Origin of the sequence: Metabacillus litoralis, assembly GCF_020524045.1 — a bacterium.
Classification (GTDB): Bacteria; Bacillota; Bacilli; order Bacillales; family Bacillaceae; genus Metabacillus; species Metabacillus litoralis_C.
The window spans coordinates 43696-63034 of the sequence record NZ_JAIVKL010000003.1 but is presented as its reverse complement, the minus strand read 5'-3'; the positions used below and the strand labels follow the sequence as shown (position 1 = coordinate 63034).

The window sequence follows — 19339 nt, the reverse complement described above, 5'->3', positions numbered from 1 at the left end:
AAATGAGAAGCAGATTTGAAATAAGTACAACTATGTTGATGAGTCAATCAATAAAAAAGAACCATAAGCTTCCCTCTCTATTTTATCATGAGTCTAAATAGAAAGGAAAACAGTGGTTCTCAAATGTTATTATTCGCTACCCTTAAGTAAGTTAGCATATGGAGAATCAAATGGTATGATCAATACTGTTTCATCATTAATTGTTTGTTTATATGATTGGAGAGTTCTAAATAACTCATAAAATTCCGGGTCTTTTGAATATGCTGTGTTATATTGTTTCGCAGCTTCACTTTCCCCTTCACTTCGGATGATTTCAGCTTCTGCCTTAGCCTCCGCCAACATTTCTTTTACTTCTTTGTCAGTATTAGCAATGATTCTATTCTTTTCGGCATCACCTTTAGATAAATAGCCTTGTGCCGTTGATTCGCGTTCTGAGATCATTCGAGTGAATACTGATTGTTCATTTTCTGCTGGTAAATCAGTTCGTTTCATTCTTACATCGGTAACTTCTATACCATAACCATCTTTTTCTAATAATTCATTTACAATATCAGTCACTTTATCATTTAAGCTACCTCTTGATGACTTTTCATCATTGATAATTTGATCGTAATCTAATTGACCTAGCTCAGATCGAACTGTAGAAAAAACAAACTCTGCCATTTTTGTTTCCGCGTTTACGATTGTTCGTGCATTAGAAATCATTTGTTTAGGATCTTCAATATGCCAAACCGTATAGTTATCGATAATTAGCCGCTTTTTATCTTTCGTATTAATCTCTGCTTCTTGTACGTTATAAGTCATTTGATATTTTGGTAGAGTTGTGACTGATTGTATGAATGGAATTTTATAATTTAAACCAGGTTCTTCAATTATTCTTACTACCTCTCCGAATTGACGAACAACTTTATACTCATTTTCTTTTACGATATATAAATTTGTTAAGGTTATGATAAGAATTAATAAAATAATTAGTAAAGTAATACCTCCACGGAGATATCCTTTAAAAGAGAATGCTGGCTTTTTTTCGTCCATATTTACTACGTTATCATTGTCCATTCTTTTCACTTCCTTCCTGTTCAACAGGTGCTACAGGCGTTGATGTTGATGTTGGATTCTTTATCGGCAAGTACTTCATTGTATTTCCGTTATCCTCCATAATATAAACCTCAGCATTTGGTAATACTTGATCGATCGTTTCTAATACTAAACGTTTTCGTGTAATGTCTTTTGCACCTTTGTACTCATTATAAATCGCATTAAATTGTGCTACATCTCCACGAGCTTCTTGCATACGTGCAGCCTTATCACCTTGTGCAGCGGATATAATTGCATCTTTTTCACCAAGGGCTTCCTCAGTACGCTTATTTCTATATTTGTTTGCTTCATTTTTTCTCGTGTTCATCGTTTCACGAGCATCAGTAACATTTGTAAATGCTTTTCTTACTTCTTCATTTGGTAAATCTACATCCTGTAGCTTCACAGCCAAAACAGTGATTCCAATATCGTAATCATTAACAAGTGTTGATAATAATTCTTGTACTTGCTTTTCTATTTCCACTTTACCTGATGTTAAGGCATTATCTATGGTAGAGCTACCAATAATACTTCTTAAGCTTGCAGAAGTGGCATCTTCAAGCATTTCTTTTGGATTTTCAGCATTAAATAGGTATTTTCCAGGTTCTGTGATTTTCCACTGAACAACCATATCTGCTAAAACTATATTCTCATCACCTGTGATCATTTTGGTTTCTTTAGGAAAATCTTTTACTTCACCATCTTCTGATTCTTCATACCCGAATTGTAAACTGAATGTTTCCTTTGAGAGAACTTCAACAGATTGGATCGGCCAAGGATATTTAAAGTGAAGTCCAGGTTCACTAACTCCCTCTTCAACTTCTCCTAACGTAATCATGACAGCTTGTTCTGATTCATCAACGGTATACCATGAAGTAAAAGCAATAACTGCTAAAATAGCAATTAAAAAGGTAAAACCGATTATGCTATAAATTCTTTTTACACTTAACATCTTATCCCCACCCTTTTCTCTTCATCTATGTATTAAGATGTTCATTTACATACCATTAATACGAACATACATCATAAAAGTTTCATGTTTTATAACAAATTCACTAAATTCTCCTCTTACTATCATTCTATACACTCATTTAAAATGTACGACTACTTTAACTTAGTTTTTCGAAACAACATTTTGCTTCAAAAGAGCAATAAAAAAGGGACATGAGCATAATGCTCATGTCCAAAAGATTGGCTCCTTGGATGAAGGGGTTTTCACTTTGTATCATACCAACTAAATATTAAGCTATAATAAACTTCGTGTAAATTAATTGTAAATTATGTCGAAATAACCATCTTCAGCCATTTTCATACTAATTTCATTCTATAGAGGCCAAGCTTCTTAAATTTGTTTAAATAATTTCACGGAGAAAGTTGTTCCCTCTCCTACTTTACTTTGAACACTTATTTGCCCTTTGTGTGCTTCTACTAAATGCTTAACTATCGCTAACCCAAGTCCTGTTCCTCCAGAGTTACGACTTCTCGCTCGGTCTACACGGTAGAAACGTTCAAATATCCGTGGAATTTCTTCTGTACTTATCCCGATTCCCGTGTCAGAAACTGTAATATTCACATATTCATTGTGTTTCTCTATGTGTACTTTAACAGATCCACCTTTAGACGTATAAGTTAGTGCATTATTTATTAAATTGATAAAAATTTGTTTTAAACGATAGATATCACCTTCAATAAATAATAAACCCTCTGGGTAGAACACTGATAGTTCAACCTCTTTTTCTTTTGCTTTACCGCTTAACATGATTGATATATCCTCAATAACCTCTTTTAAATCACAATTCTGAATTGAAAGTTCAAATCCTTGTTGCTCAATTTTAGATAAGTCTAAAAGATCCTGTATAAGCGTTTGTAAACGATCACTTTCTTTTAAGATGATAGATAAAAAATATTCTGCTGTTTGTTGATCACTAAGAGCACCATCTAAAAGTGTTTCACTAAAACCTTTTATTGAAGTAATAGGAGTTTTTAATTCATGAGATACATTTGCAACGAAATCTTTTCTCATTTGTTCAAGTTTCTTTAATTCTGTAATATCATGGAAAACAAGAACAATACCCTTCCATTCATCATTCGTGCCAATAATAGGAGCTCCGTATACCTCAAAGTGCCTTCTTTCTATTCCCATAGGTAAATGAAGTTGTTTCCTTACCTTTACCTCAGTCATAAAAATTTCTTCTACAATCTCGATTATTTCGTGATGTGTAAAAGCATCATGATACAATTGGTAAAGGAATTTTGCAGAATCTACATCAAATAGTTCTTTATATGCAAGATTAACTAAGTTTATATATCCTCTACCATCTATTAAAATAAGTCCACTGCCCATGTTTTCTATCAATGTTTGAAGGCGATCTTGTTGCATTTCTTGAGCCCTAGTCATATCTTGTAAATTTCTTGCTAGAATATTAATTGACTGACTTAGCATTCCAGTTTCATCTAAATGGTCTTCGTATGTGCGTGCTTTATAATTTCCTTTAGCAAGTTCCATTGCTACTTGTGTAGCAGATTCAATCGGTCGTGTAAATTGTGCTGTGATTCTAATACCTAATAATAAAATAATAATAAATGCTAATCCTAAACTTCCGCATAAAATAACCCACATTTGTTGGTTGACCTTTATTAAGGAATTGGTTGATGAATTTATGACCACAAAACCTTCGTCAACAGCCTCTTTTTTTAGTGGGACACTATAATAAGCCAAATTGTCGCTTTTATCAGTATAATAAAAATTCTTGCCCTCAGCTTTAATCTTAGGAAGTATTTCATCTAACAAATAGTTATGATCGTGATCAAAGTCATTCCCCTCATCTAGAATAACTTGGTCATTAGAACCAATTATTGTAATATGTGATCCGAAATTTTTACTAAGATCAATAACAAGTTTAGCCTTTTCATCCATTGTTAACCCATCATCTAAATAAATTGATTTTGCTAACAACGCTTCTTTTTTCAACTCTTGTTTAAATGAATTCAAATAATAACTGTCAAAAATTTGCCCCAATAATAAACCCAAACCAACCAACACTGCAATGATTAAAGTCGTTAGAGCAAATAAAAACCTTGAGCGAAACCTACTCATTCATCTTAGGCTCCTCTAATTTATACCCTAGTCCTCTAATTGTTTTTATATATAATGGTTTTTTGGTGTTTCGTTCAATCTTTTCACGCAAATGACTTATATGTACATCAACAATTCTAGTGTCACCAGCAAAATCATAATTCCATACAGCACTCAATAATTGATCTCGCGTAAGAACTCGTCCCTTATGTTTCGCTAAATAAATTAATAATTCAAACTCTTTAGGTGTAAGATCTAGACGTTCCTTAGCATAATAAGCTTCATAATGATCAGGTAAAACCTTTAAATCTCCTATAACCACTTGATTTTCTTCCTCATCCGCCTCTTTCGATTCCAATGGTTCGATCAGAGCTTGACTTCTCCTTAGAATAGCTTTTATACGTGCAACCACTTCCCTTGGGCTAAATGGCTTTGTCATATAATCATCAGCACCCAATTCTAGTCCAAGTACTTTATCAAATTCATCGTCTTTAGCAGTAAGCATTAATATTGGGACCATAATCTTTCTTTGACGAAGCTGCTTACAGACTTCTATTCCGTCCATTTTTGGTAGCATTAAATCTAATACAAGTAAATCAGGATCTTCATCTATACACTTATTCAGCCCTTCCTCACCGTCCATCGCTGTTGTCACACTATAACCTGCTTGTTCTAGATTATACTTTAGCAATGTTGAAATAGATTGTTCATCATCTACTACTAATATTTTCTTACTCATATAAGCCTCCAAAGAATGTATTTCCCTTCGAATGATCCAAGTTAGTTCATGTTTTTTTCTCTCTATGTGTAGTGTTATATCTATTCTAGCGAATTTTAGTGAAAAAGAGCAACTATTGGTTTCAAAAAAATAGAAACATAGATTTTTTCTTCCAATATGACAAAGTACAATGTTCATTCCTATAGAACCAACTTAAGGAAATTTGAAGCTAAACAGAAATCACAAGATATTCCAGTTAAATAAATAAATTAAAATTAGGAAATGCTCTTTTCTGAAGTATTGTTGCTAATTGTCAGCTTTATCTATTAAAATCTGCGATTCTATCTCATACAAACAAGGTGGGATCTTTAGAAAAATATCACTAGAAATTTATTCAGAGTTGTTTTCATCAGTATTTTAACAACAAAGTTTAGGAAAATAAAAAAACTGGCTCAATGTGAGTCAGTTTGATATATAAAATATTCTCTGAAATCTTTTGAACTATTTAGAAGTTTTCTAGTGCTTTTCCTTCGATTGGGGTAACTTTACATGGAGGACACACTGAAATTTTGCCTTCTAAAACTTTTTCTTCATCCCCATTTACCGCTATAATTTGCACAATAATCTTATTTTCCTTAAATAACACTTCTGTAACTTCGAACATAAATTGAATAACACTATAATGATAAATTGGTTTCAAAAATTCAAGCTCTTGCTTTATGATATGACTCCCAGGACCGGGAAGATATTTAGAAACAGCTGCAGTAATAATTCCAGTCAGCATAATACTTGGTACAAGTGGTTTTTCATATGGTGTTTGTGATGCATAGTCATGTTGGATATACAGTGGATTGGCATCGTTCGTTAAACCAAGATACAAAAGTAAATCTTTATCTTCCATTTTCTCAGTTAGTGATAACTTTTCTCCAATTGTTATTTCTTCAATTTGTCTACCAAGCTTTCGTTTTTTACCTAGAAGCATTAGTACACCACCTTTTTCTCAGGATCAATGTTTTTTACACTTAGTACTGTTTAACTTAATTGTTGATTTCACCAGCATTTAAAATCAACTTAAAGCTTAACTATAGCAAAAATTTCAAAGAATTAATTACATCTTAATTTAGTGAATCAATATGTATAAAAAAGAAAATTGAGGAAACAATACCCCAACTTTCTTTTCATTTACTTAGTATATTCAAACTCTATTATGATAATACCTTCATTACATTTTTAACTGAGTCAGCCGATTGTTGAAGTGCTCCTTTTTCTTCTTCTGTAAGATCTAATTCAATAATTTGTTCTATACCGTTACCACCTAATATTGTTGGCACCCCTAAGTATATACCATTATAGCCATATTCCCCTTCTAAATAGGCAATAGTTGGAAGAACGCGACGTTGATCTTTTAAAATAGCTTCAACCATTTCTACTAATGAAGCGGCAGGTGCATAATAAGCACTTCCGTTTCCTAATAGATTAACGATTTCTCCGCCACCTTTTCGTGTTCTTTCTACAATCGCATCTAAACGATCTTTAGGGATAAGAGTTTCTAATGGTATTCCCCCAGCATAGGAATAACGAACCAATGGAACCATATCATCGCCATGTCCACCTAAAACAAATCCTGTGATATCTTTTACAGATAAATTTAGCTCTTGTGCCACAAAGGTACGGAATCGCGCTGAATCAAGCACTCCTGATTGTCCGATTACACGGTGTTTAGGGAACCCTGCTTTCTTATAAACAGTGTATGTCATTGCATCAACAGGGTTAGTTAAAACGATAATTGTACATTCAGGAGAATGTTTTACAATTTCCTTTGTGACACTTTTCATTATTCCAGCGTTTGTTGTGACTAAGTCATCACGACTCATACCAGGTTTTCTAGCAATACCTGCAGTAATTACAACAATGTCAGAATTAGACGTATCCTCATAATTTGATGTACCCGTTATGTTTGCATCAAATCCTTGCACAGGACTCGCTTCTAACATATCTAGAGCTTTACCTTTAGTTGGATCTTCCATTTGTGGAATATCTACTAAAACTACATCTGCTAGTTCTTTTTGACCTATTAAAAATGCTGTGGTAGCTCCAGTGAAGCCACCACCTATTACAGAAACCTTTTTTCGTTTATTAGCCATATATAACATCCCCTTAAGATATGTATGAGCTAATAAAGGGGAGCCACTTAAGATTTACAGAGAATATTTACATTTCATCTGCTACCAAAAGTGCTCCCCTTTATTTTAAGCTCTGTTAAACTGTGTTGTTGATCCGTTACAGGTATTCACATTCAAAGAAAAAACTAACACTCTTTTTTCCTTTGGCGATCCGTTCAGGAGTCTCCATGTAGTTTTAACATAACCTATTATTAACATTCACTAATAAATCGTGTTTCTTTTAGATCAATCTATTACCCCATGTTTTTAATTAGTTCATCAGCGAATTCAGAACATTTAACTTCTGTAGCTCCATCCATTAGACGAGCAAAGTCATAAGTTACAACTTTAGAAGCAATTGTTTTTTCAACTGACTTTGTAATTAAATCTGCAGCTTCAGTCCAACCTAGGTGTTCAAGCATAAGAACTCCTGAAAGAAGTACTGAAGATGGATTTACTTTATCAAGTCCTGCGTATTTTGGAGCAGTACCGTGTGTCGCTTCAAATATCGCATGACCTGTTTCATAGTTAATGTTTGCTCCAGGAGCGATACCAATTCCACCAACTTGAGCTGCTAGTGCATCAGAAATGTAATCTCCGTTTAAGTTCATTGTCGCAACAACATCAAATTCACGAGGACGTGTTAAGATTTGTTGTAAGAAGATATCTGCAATTGAATCTTTAATGATAATTTTGCCTGCAGCTTCTGCATCTGATTGAGCTTTGTTAGCAGCATCTTTACCATCTTTTTCAACAATGCGGTCATATTCAGCCCATGTGAATACTTTATCACCGAATTCTTGTTCAGCAAGCTCATAACCCCAGTTTTTGAAAGCACCTTCAGTGAATTTCATGATGTTTCCTTTGTGAACAAGTGTTACTGATTTTCTTCCATGCTCGATTGCATAGTTGATTGCTGCTCTTACAAGACGGCTTGTTCCTTCTTGAGATACAGGTTTGATACCAATACCAGATGTTTCAGGGAAACGGATTTTATTAACACCTAACTCATTTTTCAAGAAGTTGATTAATTTTTCTACTTCTTCAGAACCTTTTGCGTACTCAATACCAGCATAGATATCTTCAGTATTTTCACGGAAAATAACCATATCAGTGTCTTCTGGACGTTTAACTGGTGAAGGTACACCTTGGAAATAACGTACAGGACGTAAACAAGTAAATAAATCTAATTCTTGGCGTAGAGCAACATTCAGTGAACGAATTCCACCACCGATTGGTGTTGTAAGAGGTCCTTTAATTGCAATTAAGTATTCACGAATAACATCTAATGTTTCAGCAGGTAACCATTCACCAGTTTGGTTAAATGCCTTCTCACCAGCAAGTACTTCTTTCCATACAATTTCCTTTTCACCATTAAATGCTTTTTGAACAGCTGCTTCTAAAACACGTGAAGCTGCAGCCCAAATATCTGATCCAATTCCGTCTCCTTCAATAAATGGGATAACTGGATTGTTTGGTACGTTAAGTACTCCGTTTGTAACTGAAATTTTTTCACCTTGTGTCAAAATAATTACCTCCCAAAATATGTACTTTCAATTATCTATTGTATCAATAGATCTCTGAAATTTTAAGTAAAGATATTTTTATTTTTTTCAGATAGACTTGTTGACTTAACATAACCTATCTAAAAAATTTTATTTTCACTCTTTTTTATTTCATTGATGATACTTTCACAAATGATCAACAGACATTCTTACAGAACGTTTATTTATAAAATATAGGTAACGATTCCATAAAGCAATCCTCCACAAAAAATGGGAGGACTATTTTCTATAGAAACATCTTTTACTTAACCACGTTGATCAAGCGGAGTATACACTTGCTTATCTGGACCAACATAATCCGCACGAGGACGAATTAAACGATTGTTTTCATACTGCTCAAGAATATGAGCTAACCAACCAGATACACGGCTAACAGCAAAGATTGGAGTAAATAAATCATGATCAATACCTAAGCTATGGTAAACAGATGCCGAATAAAAATCAACATTTGGTGGTAATGGTTTTTGTGAGGTCACTAGTTCTTCAACTTTCATTGACATTTCATACCATTTTGGTTCACCAGTTAACTTAGTTAATTTTTCAGACATTGCTCTTAAATGCTTAGCTCTAGGATCACCCTTACGATATACGCGGTGGCCGAATCCCATAATCTTTTCTTTATTAGCTAATTTTTCATTAATGTAGCTTTCAGCGTTTTCTACTTCACCAATTTCAGCAAGCATTTTCATTACAGCTTCATTCGCTCCACCATGTAAAGGTCCTTTTAAAGCTCCAATAGCAGCAGTAACCCCAGAATAAACATCTGATAGTGTAGCCACACATACTCTAGCTGTAAATGTAGAAGCATTTAATTCATGATCAGCATGTAAAACCAACGCTTTGTTAAAAGCTTCAACAGCTACTTCATCAGGCTCTTGACCAGATAAAGTGTATAAGAAATTAGCAGCCATTGTTAAATCAGTTCTTGGTTCAATTGGCTCTAACCCTTTACGAATACGTGCGAAAGATGTTACAACAATTGGAAGCTGTGCTTGTAGACGGATTGCTTTTCTATAATTAGCTTCTGTATCCATCACATCTGCTTCTTCATCAAATAAGCCAAGTAAAGATACAGCTGTTCGAAGAGCTGCCATTGGGTGCACACTATTGATAGGATATGTTCTGAAGTGGTCGATAACTTGCTGTGGAATTTTTGCATTTTCCGCAAGTTGTTTCTTTATTTCATTTAGTTGATCTACATTTGGAAGCTTTCTGTGCCATAGCAAATAGACAACTTCCTCAAAGCTAGCATTTTCAGCTAAATCATCAATGTTATAGCCCGCATATGTTAATGTATCATCAATGATTGAACTAACAGATGAAGTAGTCGCTACGATTCCTTCAAGACCGCGTGTTGCTGTCATATAAATCTCTCCTTTACCTTTTATTCCCCATTTTCTCATCAAAAGTTTAAAAGAAATAACAGAAACAACTATGAAAACATATTGAATATGTCTTTTTTCATAGTTTTCATATGTAAAAAGATACTTAAATCTTATTTGAGCAATGGAATATTCAATGAATAGTAATACCCAAATGCTCATTTCTTTAAACTTTAAAACGATTGAGCGCTTGCTCACATGCAAGCAAAGAAAAAGTAAATGCTTACATTTTTAATTTAAAAAATAGACACAATGAACTACTTTCAGTGTGACCTTTAAACCAAACTCTAATCCTCATAGTGAATAGATTTTTATGTATCTTTTTTACTTGTACTTTTTCATAATTAACAAGGGGATTAGTATTTTGTAGGCACTGTTTTTTTGACCTATACCTATTATAAACAATTATCAGACTTTTGTGAATGAAAACAACTCAAACAACAAAAAATTTGTTAGAAAAATGTTTTTTTAAGAAATGGGTCAACTGAATCAATCCTACTACTATAACCATAACATAAAATTGTTATAGTAGTGTACATTTAATGAAAAACTATTAGTCCAAATAAAGGTAAAAATTGAGGATTATGTATTAAAATAATTAAGAACTAAACAACTTCACAATCTGCATAGCAAGATAAGCTATCCCCGCTCCAATTAATGGCCCTACCGCAACACCGTTGAATAAAGAAACCGCCAAAATTGTTCCTAGTACAAGTGCTGTTGTTATATGAGGGTCTTCCGCTAAAAGAATTAGCCCATTTTTCGCAATAATTGCGACTGCTATTCCTGATGCTAATGCAATCCAGGCGTAAGCGGACTTTAGTGCTTCTCCTAATTGTTTAAACCCAATATCACCTGTAGCAATAGGCACTAACACAGCTATTGTAATAATAGTTACTCCCCAATTAATTCCTTTCGAACCTACTGTTGGTAATATTTTCGATTCTAGTCCAATTACTTTTATAACCATTAGAAAAAGTGATGCAATAATTAATGCTTGGTTTTTAGCCATTAATCCTATCCCTAATAAAATGGCCAAAAATAAAAAAGCTTGGTTAAACATAAAGTAAATTCTCCTTTCCTACACATACGTTTAAAACGAACAATGAAATGGATGTTCTTTCTTTAAATGAGTTCAATTCAAGTAGTATAAACAAGCTATTTTTGTAATAAACATGCTTTATAGAGCAAATTTAAATAATGATTATCTAAACAAACTGTTCTGTTAGATCTTAATAGTGATTTCTACAAAGACTGTTACACATACTTTGTTTTCTATTATCGGTTGGTTGAAATTCAGCTCATCCATGATAAGAATAGAACTCTTTTTGCTAGAGGTATAGGTGTTTATAAGATGACCGAATGTGAGGTCTCTGTATGGCCCACATTTCTAAGCAAGATTCATATTATATTTACTTCAATAAAAACTACTAATAATCAACATCAAGCATGAACAAAGCCTAGTAAAAAATAACAAACTTTTAGAAAGGCTCTTTTCTGAAAGATTGTTGCTAATTGACCTAATTATGCAGTGGAAACATTGTTGTTATAGCAAAATAGGTACTATCTTATGAAGAAAAGATGCCACTATGCTTTATATAGTGCTGTTTACTTGGAGTTGTTAAAGCAACAAAGTTTATGAAAACAGCCTTTAGAAAAGAACCTTATAGAGCTAAACATTAGATCAATATTTATTATGGGGGGCCATCATTTGAATCTGAATTATCTATATAGTTCATTGCGACTTTTACTAATCCTAGGGGTTGTTTGCTTTAGTTTGATTATAAGCTATTATCTTTCCACCTTAATTTACCCTTTTATTATAGCCATTTTTATTGCTATGCTTATAAATCCATTTGTGAACTTTTTAGAAAGAAAAGTTAGAATCCCTAGGGGAATAGCCGTCATTATTTCTATCATTTTATTAATAGGTTTAATCGCTGGAACACTTATACTACTAGTTGCTGAAATTGTAACCGGGACAACATATTTAGCAAAAGTATTACCAGGTCATTTAGATTTGTTAGCTGTTTATATAGAAACCTTTTTTGTAACGAAAATTATGCCTATCTATAATCAGTTAACACAGTTATTTAATACCCTTGGGTCGAGTCAACAACAATCGATTATAGTAAATATCCAGAGTGTTGGCGAGCAAGTAGCTTCAAGTGTCGGAAATTTCATAAAAGATTTTTTAGAAAAGATACCTGTTATGATTAGTTTTCTACCGAATGCTGCTACTGTTATTATCTTCTCACTACTTGCTACTTTCTTTATTAGTAAAGATTGGTATAAATTCAAGAAGACTCTGTCAGTTTTTTTACCACAAAAAGCTAGAAAAAGTGGTAAAACAATTTTTGAGGAGTTACGAAAAGCATTAATTGGTTTCATACGTGCTCAAGCAACTCTCATCTCGATCACTACAGCGATTGTACTTATTGGACTTCTTATACTAAGAGTGGAGTATGCAATTACAATTGCTTTACTAATTGGTTTAGTCGATATTCTCCCTTATTTAGGAACAGGACTCGTCTTTATTCCATGGATCATATACTTATCTTTTAGTGGTAGTATTCCTTTAGCAATTGGACTAAGCATACTTTATATTATTGTGATGGTCCAAAGACAGGTAACAGAACCTAAGATTCTTTCGTCAACAATTGGTTTAGATCCACTTGCTACACTTATTTCACTATTTGTTGGATACAAATTGCTAGGATTCTTAGGGCTGATAGCTGGACCTGTGATATTAGTAATCATTAAAACCTTGCATCGAGCGGGAATATATGAGGATGTCTGGAAGTTTGTTATAGGTGGGCAGCAAAAATAATATAAAAAAAATTTTGCATCTCAGATACGTAAAGACTCCTAGAATTTATATCCAAGGAGTCTTACGTAACAGATTTTTGTATATTAAAGAAACGAATAAGTAATAAAACAGAACGATTTACGGTCTTTTAAGGAAATGTTTTACTTCAAAATCAACAAAACTTTTCAGAAAAAGCCAAAATTTATCGAATGATCGTTATTTGATTTCTGTCGATCATCTTTTTTATCATTATTAATAATAATGGTTTAATTTTATTTCGACTTATTGGAAAAAGTAATAAAAAACCTACAGTATCTGTAATAAAACCTGGAGTAAGTAATAATAAACCTCCAACTAAAATACAAAGTCCATCAATTATTGCCGAACCCGGAACTTGACCATATTGCATCTGTTGTTGAGCATTTCTTAATGTTTCTATTCCTTGTTGCTTAGCAAGCCATGCCCCAATTACTCCTGTTAATATAATAAGCAATATAGTAGGTATTGCCCCAATTGTATTACCAGAAAATATTAGAATACCTATTTCTAAAGCTGGTATGACAATGATTAATAACATTAATAATCTCATGAGATCACTCCTTAAAATAGAAAAGCTCCCTACCATTCTATTCGATTATACCAAAAAAGAGAAGGAATCCTCCTTCTCTAAGACATAAAGTATTAATAATTGTCTGAATGAAATCAGCTAAAAACGATCATTCAAAAAAGATCTCTTATTAAAGGACGCTTGCATGCCCTTGGTAAATAACTCCACGAACTGCATCTACCGTAATATCTTGACCGTCCTTTAATGTTGATGTGACATTTTCAACACCGACAATCACTGGAATGCCAAGGCTTAAACCAACAACAGCAGCATGGCTTGTTAATCCACCTTCTTCAGTAATTAATGCAGAAGCTTGTTCAAGTGCTTTCATCATGTCACGATCAGTTCCTTGAGCAACTAAAATGGCACCTTGTTTCATTTTTTCTTCAGCTTCTTTTGCTGTGCTTGCAATAACTACTTTACCAAATGCAGACTTTCTACCAATACCTTGTCCTTTGGCAATAACGTCTCCAATAACATGAACTTTCATCAAGTTTGTTGTACCAGCTTCTGCAACTGGAACACCAGCAGTAATGACAACTAAATCTCCATGAGTAACAAAGCCACTATTGATTGCTTCAATTACTGAGTTGTCAAGCATTTCATCTGTAGTTGTTGAATGATTACCACTTCTAGGGTAAACACCCCAAACTAAAGCAAGCTTGCGTGAAATTGATTCAGAAACAGTAACTGCAACAATCGGTGCTTTAGGACGATATTTAGAAATCATTCTTGCAGTGTGTCCACTCTCAGTTGGAGTAACGATTGCTGCAACACCTAAATTTAAAGCAGTATATGCTGTAGATTGTCCGATTGCATCAGTAATCGTAGTGCCTACTTGTGTACTACGTTTTGAAAGAATTTGTTTGTAATCTAATGCTTGCTCAGCTCTTGAAGCGATATTATGCATTGTCTTAACTGCTTCAACAGGATATGTTCCTGCAGCTGTTTCTCCAGAAAGCATAATAGCATCTGTTCCATCAAAGATAGCATTTGCTACATCACTTGCTTCAGCACGAGTTGGCCTTGGATTGCGTTGCATACTATCAAGCATCTGAGTTGCTGTTATAACAGGTTTTCCTAATGCATTACATTTACGGATTAATTCTTTTTGTACTAATGGTACTTCTTCAGCAGGAATCTCAACGCCTAGATCACCACGAGCAACCATTAAACCGTCAGACACTTCAAGAATTTCATCGATATTATCAACACCTTCTTGATTCTCAATCTTAGGAATAATTTGAATGTGACCCGCATTATGTTCTTCAAGTAACTCACGAATTTCCAGAACATCTGAAGCACGTCTAACAAATGAAGCCGCTATAAAGTCAACATCCTGTTCTATACCGAACACAATGTCTCTTGCATCTTTCTCAGTGATTCCAGGAAGTTTTACGCTTACACCTGGTACGTTAACACCCTTTTTATTCTTTAAAGTACCACTGTTATTAATTTTTGTTTTAATTTCACCTTTTGATTGATCTAAGCCAATCACTTCAAGTTCAATTAAACCATCGTCTAACAATATAGTTGATCCAATATGAACATCATCAATTAATCCTTCATATGTAACGGAGAATTTCTCTGTTGTTCCTACAACTTCTTCCATTGACACGATGATCTCTTTACCCACTTCAAGTTCAATAGCACCATTTTCCATTGTGTTTGTACGAATTTCTGGTCCTTTTGTATCTAAAAGAATAGCAACATTTTTATTTAATTTTAAAGAAGCTTCTCTAATATTCTTTATTCTAGCACCATGTTCTTCAAAATCGCCGTGAGAAAAGTTCAAACGAGCAACATTCATCCCAGCTTCCATTAATTCAGACAATTTATTAATATTTTCACTTGCTGGACCAATCGTACATACTATTTTCGTTTTACGCATTTACAATTTCCTCCTACCATCTAGTGGATTAGAAAGACAAGCTCTATTTAATTATAGAGCCCATCTCTATCATTCCATTGGTTATCTTTTGCTTTTCACATTATTTCCCTCTATGAAAACGATACCATCCAAGCTATTATATAGATAACTCTTTTGATAATTGATACATATTTTTATCAATCGTATGTGGCTGATCCAAAATTTCTAGAATATCATGGTGTACTAGTTCATTTTTTTGAATACCAACACAACGTCCACCTTTTCCTTCTAGAAGTAACTCAACCGCAAATGCACCAAGTCTACTTGCTAAAACACGGTCAAAAGCTGTTGGTGAACCACCACGCTGGACATGACCTAAAACAGAAACTCTTGTTTCAAAAGATGTAGCTTCCTCAACTTGCTTAGCAATATCAACTCCACTACCAACACCTTCAGCAACAACAATGATACTATGTTTCTTACCTCTTTCATGACCACGTTTTAGACGTGTAAGAACACTATCCATATCATAATCAGCTTCTGGAATTAAGATTGTTTCAGCTCCACCAGCTAATCCAGACCATAATGCAATATCACCAGCATGTCTTCCCATAACTTCAATTACATATGTACGTTCATGTGATGTTGCTGTGTCACGAATTTTATCAATCGCATCGATTACTGTGTTAAGAGCTGTATCAAAACCAATTGTAAAATCTGTTCCTGGTATGTCGTTATCTATTGTTCCAGGGACACCTACACATGGAAAACCATGTTCTGTAAGCTTTTTCGCTCCCATATAAGAGCCATCTCCACCGATAACAACTAACCCTTCAATACCATGTTTTTTTAATTGTTCAATACCTTTTAATCTTCCTTCAACTGTTTTAAATTCAGGACATCTCGCTGTATACAGTTTTGTACCGCCACGATGAATAATATCTCCGACAGATCCTAATTCTAATTTCTCAATCTGTCCATTAATTAATCCTGAATACCCATGGTAGATACCATAGATCTCTACATTATGATAAATTGCTTTACGTACAACTGCACGAACAGCTGCATTCATACCAGGGGAATCTCCTCCACTAGTTAGGACACCTATTTTCTTCAACTTACTTCACCCCACTATAATAAAATGGCAATTGTTATCTATTACAAAAATAACATGAATACATTGTTATCACAACAAAAGTCAAAGAGCTCACTTTTTGTCGAATAACCTTTTCATAGACCTTTTTCATTATACAATAAATTATCTACTGTGTTTATTGAATTATGTAAATTTGTGAAATTATTGTTTGAAGTAGCTTAATTCCAACGCAATAGAAATTGTATACCATGAAAAATCACTCATATTTGTAAATATTGATCACTTTTTTAGTATTTATTAAGCACTATAGCACTATGGTTAGTGTACCGAAAAAAAGAGCGAAAAAACACTCCGAAAAGAAAACGTGGACCTATTGGCCTCACGTTTTAACTATTTTACCCCAAGTAACTCATCTGCAAACGAAACTTGGCCTATTCTTTTATATTTTTCATATCGGTGCTGCTTTAATTCTTCTCCATTCATTACCAATAGAGCTTTAAGAGAATCTGCTAACACAGCCTCAATGTTTTTAGCTTGAACTAAAAGGTCTTTATGAGCCCCACCTTTAACCTCTGGAATAATTTCGTCCACAACACCTAATTCTTTTAAGTCGGGAGCTGTAATTTTCATCGTTTCTGCTGCTTTTTTTGCCAAACTAGAATCTTTCCATAATAATGCAGCAGCACCTTCTGGTGAAATAACAGAGTAAGTAGAATTTTCAAGCATGTGGATGTAATTTCCTACACCTAAAGCTAATGCCCCACCACTTCCTCCTTCACCAATGACAATACATATTACTGGTACAGATAACCCAGCCATTTCAAATAGATTTTTGGCAATTGCCTCACTTTGACCACGCTCTTCCGCTGCTTTTCCAGGATATGCACCTTTTGTATCAATAAAACAAATAATCGGACGATTAAATTTATCTGCTTGTTTCATTAATCTAAGTGCTTTGCGATATCCTTCAGGATGTGGCATGCCAAAATTTCTACGAATATTTTCTTTTGTGTCTTTTCCACGTTGATGACCAATAACAGTAACAGGCATGCCCTTGAATTTAGCAATTCCACTTACAATAGCATCATCATCACCATAATAGCGGTCACCATGACATTCAAGAAAGTTTGTAAAAATATGTTCAATATAATCAAGAGTTGTTGGTCTACTAGGGTGCCTAGCAATCTGGACGCGATCCCAAGGCTTAATATTTGAGTAGACTTCTCCTTCTAGATATTCTAATCTAGCTTCTAATTTCTCAATTTCTGATGAAAGATCTACATCTGATTGGCTAGTAAACTCTTTTAATTCAGTGATTTTTTTTCTAAGCTCTGTTACGGGCTTTTCGAATTCTAATTCCCCTACCAAGTTAACTCACCTCCTGGTTGATGAATATCAAGGATGTTCCCAAGGGTTTCTTTTAAATCCTTACGATGAATAACAGCATCTAACTGACCATGCTTTAGTAGAAATTCAGCCGTTTGAAAGTCTTCTGGAAGATCTTCTCGAATCGTTTGTTCAATAATTCTTCTTCCTGCAAATCCTATAAGTGCACCCGGTTCTGCAAAATTGTAATCACCTAAAGAAGCAAAACTTGCTGAAACTCCTCCTGTTGTTGGATGTGTCATGACAGAAATAATTAATCCGCTATTATCGCTAAATAGCTTTAAAGCTGAACTAGTTTTTGCCATTTGCATTAAACTCAAAACACCCTCCTGCATTCGTGCACCACCTGAGGCTGTTAAGATAATAAACGGCAGACCTTGATCGTTCGCTTTCTCAATCGCTCTTGTTATTTTTTCACCTACAACAGAACCCATGCTACCCATTCTAAAGCTAGCATCCATGATAGCTACAGTTGTTTTAAATCCATTAATCATGCCTTCACCAGTAACAACTGCTTCATTCTGCTTTGTTTTCTGTCGATCTTTTTCTAACTTTTCTTCATAACCTGGAAAATCCAATGGGTTTTCTGATGTCATTTCTTTATCATATTCAACAAAGGTGTTTTCATCAAATAAACTCTTAATTCGTTCCTTGGCATTCATTTGGTGATGATAACCACAATTCATACAAACCTTGAGGTTTTTAGTTAATTCCTTCGAGTAAATAATTTTTTTGCAACTTGAACATTTCATGACAATACCTTCAGGAACATCTTGTTTTGCTTGTTCAGAAGGAATTGATGCATACTTTTTTTTCTTAGGTTTTGTAAATAAATCTTTGAGCAAAACGGTACCTCCCTTATTAAAAGCTCTCTATTAAAACAAACTATTTGTAAAACATCAGTTATCTTTACTTTAATGAATTAATAGCTTGTATGTTGTAGAAAATTGTCAACAGCTATTCGACATTTTCTTCAAGAGTTAACATTTTATAAGCTTTCATTGTTTTATCATTATCTTTCACTAATAAGGCACTTACTAGATTTTCAAAATACTCCTTGGGATATGTCGCAGCTTTATTACGTGTAGAAACAAAGTTTACATATTCATTAAGAACTCTCCAGATACGAGAAAGTAAATAATTGTTAGCTATTAATACAAGGTTATTCATAAATTCATATCTAGTAAGTATATTCTCTTTTAAATGACGCGCTAACTGTTTAAGCTCTTCTTCATGATCTGTTTGTAAAATCAACTGTATGGCGCTATGTTCAAGAAGAGTATTCATTTCAATAATGTCGTTAATTGCCTTTGATTCTTCTAAAATAAATGTTCCAAGTAGCTCGATAAGGTTATGTTCTCTAAAATCCTTAAGAAACGTACCTTCTCCTCTTCTTGTCTCAATCATCCCTAACAATTCTAGTGCTCTCAATGCTTCTCTAACAGATGACCTACCTACTTTAAGCTTTTCTGCAAACTCTCTTTCAGAAGGAATTTTATCACCATATGAGAGCTGTTTTTCAGCAATATATGCTTTAATATGGCGAAGAATCTCAATATAAACTTTCGATTGTGCAGTTGTCAAAGACTAA

The 19339-nt window shown here is 33.9% G+C and carries 16 protein-coding genes; 1 reads left to right on the top strand and 15 read right to left on the bottom strand.

Annotated elements, in window-relative coordinates; genetic code table 11:
- Positions 1-129: 129 nt before the first annotated feature.
- The 9 genes from hflC to LC076_RS06480 form a co-directional block, all read right to left on the bottom strand.
- Positions 130-1059: a protease modulator HflC gene (gene hflC / locus LC076_RS06520; RefSeq protein WP_226667075.1), complete on the bottom strand. Its 930-nt coding sequence runs from the start codon at positions 1057-1059 to the stop codon at positions 130-132.
- Entirely contained in the window at positions 1049-2029 is a 981-nt protein-coding gene (gene hflK / locus LC076_RS06515; RefSeq protein ID WP_226667074.1) for an FtsH protease activity modulator HflK, read from the bottom strand. Before hflK ends, hflC begins: the two co-directional genes overlap by 11 nt.
- A gap of 390 nt (positions 2030-2419) precedes the next feature.
- Complete coding sequence (gene pnpS / locus LC076_RS06510; RefSeq protein WP_226667073.1) at positions 2420-4174, bottom strand: two-component system histidine kinase PnpS; 1755 nt, start codon at positions 4172-4174, stop codon at positions 2420-2422.
- Positions 4167-4892, bottom strand: coding sequence for a response regulator transcription factor (locus LC076_RS06505; protein ID WP_226667072.1), 726 nt, complete (start codon positions 4890-4892; stop codon positions 4167-4169). The genes pnpS and LC076_RS06505 overlap by 8 nt, the downstream gene beginning before the upstream one ends.
- Positions 4893-5376: 484 nt before the next feature.
- Complete coding sequence (locus LC076_RS06500) at positions 5377-5853, bottom strand: MaoC/PaaZ C-terminal domain-containing protein (RefSeq protein ID WP_226667070.1); 477 nt, start codon at positions 5851-5853, stop codon at positions 5377-5379.
- A 223-nt stretch (positions 5854-6076) separates the two neighbouring features.
- Positions 6077-7015, bottom strand: coding sequence for a malate dehydrogenase (mdh, locus tag LC076_RS06495; RefSeq protein WP_226667069.1), 939 nt, complete (start codon positions 7013-7015; stop codon positions 6077-6079).
- Positions 7016-7287: 272 nt separating this feature from the next.
- Positions 7288-8559, bottom strand: a complete 1272-nt coding sequence (icd, locus tag LC076_RS06490) for an NADP-dependent isocitrate dehydrogenase (protein ID WP_146949291.1) — start codon at positions 8557-8559, stop codon at positions 7288-7290.
- Between the two features lie 284 nt (positions 8560-8843).
- Positions 8844-9962 carry a citrate synthase gene (gene citZ, locus LC076_RS06485; RefSeq protein ID WP_226667068.1) on the bottom strand — a complete coding sequence of 373 codons (1119 nt, stop codon included), beginning with the start codon at positions 9960-9962 and terminating at the stop codon, positions 8844-8846.
- A 616-nt stretch (positions 9963-10578) separates the two neighbouring features.
- Positions 10579-11043, bottom strand: coding sequence for a DUF441 domain-containing protein (locus LC076_RS06480; RefSeq protein WP_226667067.1), 465 nt, complete (start codon positions 11041-11043; stop codon positions 10579-10581).
- Positions 11044-11691: 648 nt separating this feature from the next.
- Here LC076_RS06480 and ytvI point away from each other — a divergent pair.
- The gene (gene ytvI, locus LC076_RS06475; protein WP_226667065.1) at positions 11692-12810 is read left to right on the top strand and encodes a sporulation integral membrane protein YtvI; all 1119 of its coding nucleotides are present in this window, start codon (positions 11692-11694) and stop codon (positions 12808-12810) included.
- Positions 12811-12991: 181 nt separating this feature from the next.
- Here the strand turns inward: ytvI and LC076_RS06470 are convergent, their stop codons facing one another.
- The 6 genes from LC076_RS06470 to LC076_RS06445 all read right to left on the bottom strand — a co-directional run bounded on the left by LC076_RS06470 (position 12992) and on the right by LC076_RS06445 (position 19332).
- Entirely contained in the window at positions 12992-13378 is a 387-nt protein-coding gene (locus LC076_RS06470; protein ID WP_226667064.1) for an FxsA family protein, read from the bottom strand.
- Positions 13379-13526: 148 nt separating this feature from the next.
- Positions 13527-15287 (bottom strand): pyruvate kinase, encoded by a 1761-nt coding sequence (pyk, locus tag LC076_RS06465; RefSeq protein WP_226667063.1) that lies wholly within the window; start codon positions 15285-15287, stop codon positions 13527-13529.
- 136 nt (positions 15288-15423) lie between these two features.
- The gene (pfkA, locus tag LC076_RS06460; RefSeq protein WP_226667062.1) at positions 15424-16383 is read right to left on the bottom strand and encodes a 6-phosphofructokinase; all 960 of its coding nucleotides are present in this window, start codon (positions 16381-16383) and stop codon (positions 15424-15426) included.
- A gap of 369 nt (positions 16384-16752) precedes the next feature.
- Positions 16753-17730: an acetyl-CoA carboxylase carboxyl transferase subunit alpha gene (gene accA, locus LC076_RS06455; protein ID WP_226667060.1), complete on the bottom strand. Its 978-nt coding sequence runs from the start codon at positions 17728-17730 to the stop codon at positions 16753-16755.
- On the bottom strand, positions 17724-18593 hold the full coding sequence (gene accD, locus LC076_RS06450; RefSeq protein ID WP_226667059.1) for an acetyl-CoA carboxylase, carboxyltransferase subunit beta: 870 nt from the start codon (positions 18591-18593) through the stop codon (positions 17724-17726). Before accD ends, accA begins: the two co-directional genes overlap by 7 nt.
- 112 nt (positions 18594-18705) lie before the next feature.
- A complete protein-coding gene (locus tag LC076_RS06445) occupies positions 18706-19332 on the bottom strand; it encodes a FadR/GntR family transcriptional regulator (RefSeq protein ID WP_226667058.1) in 627 nt (208 codons plus the stop codon).
- Positions 19333-19339: the final 7 nt, after the last annotated feature.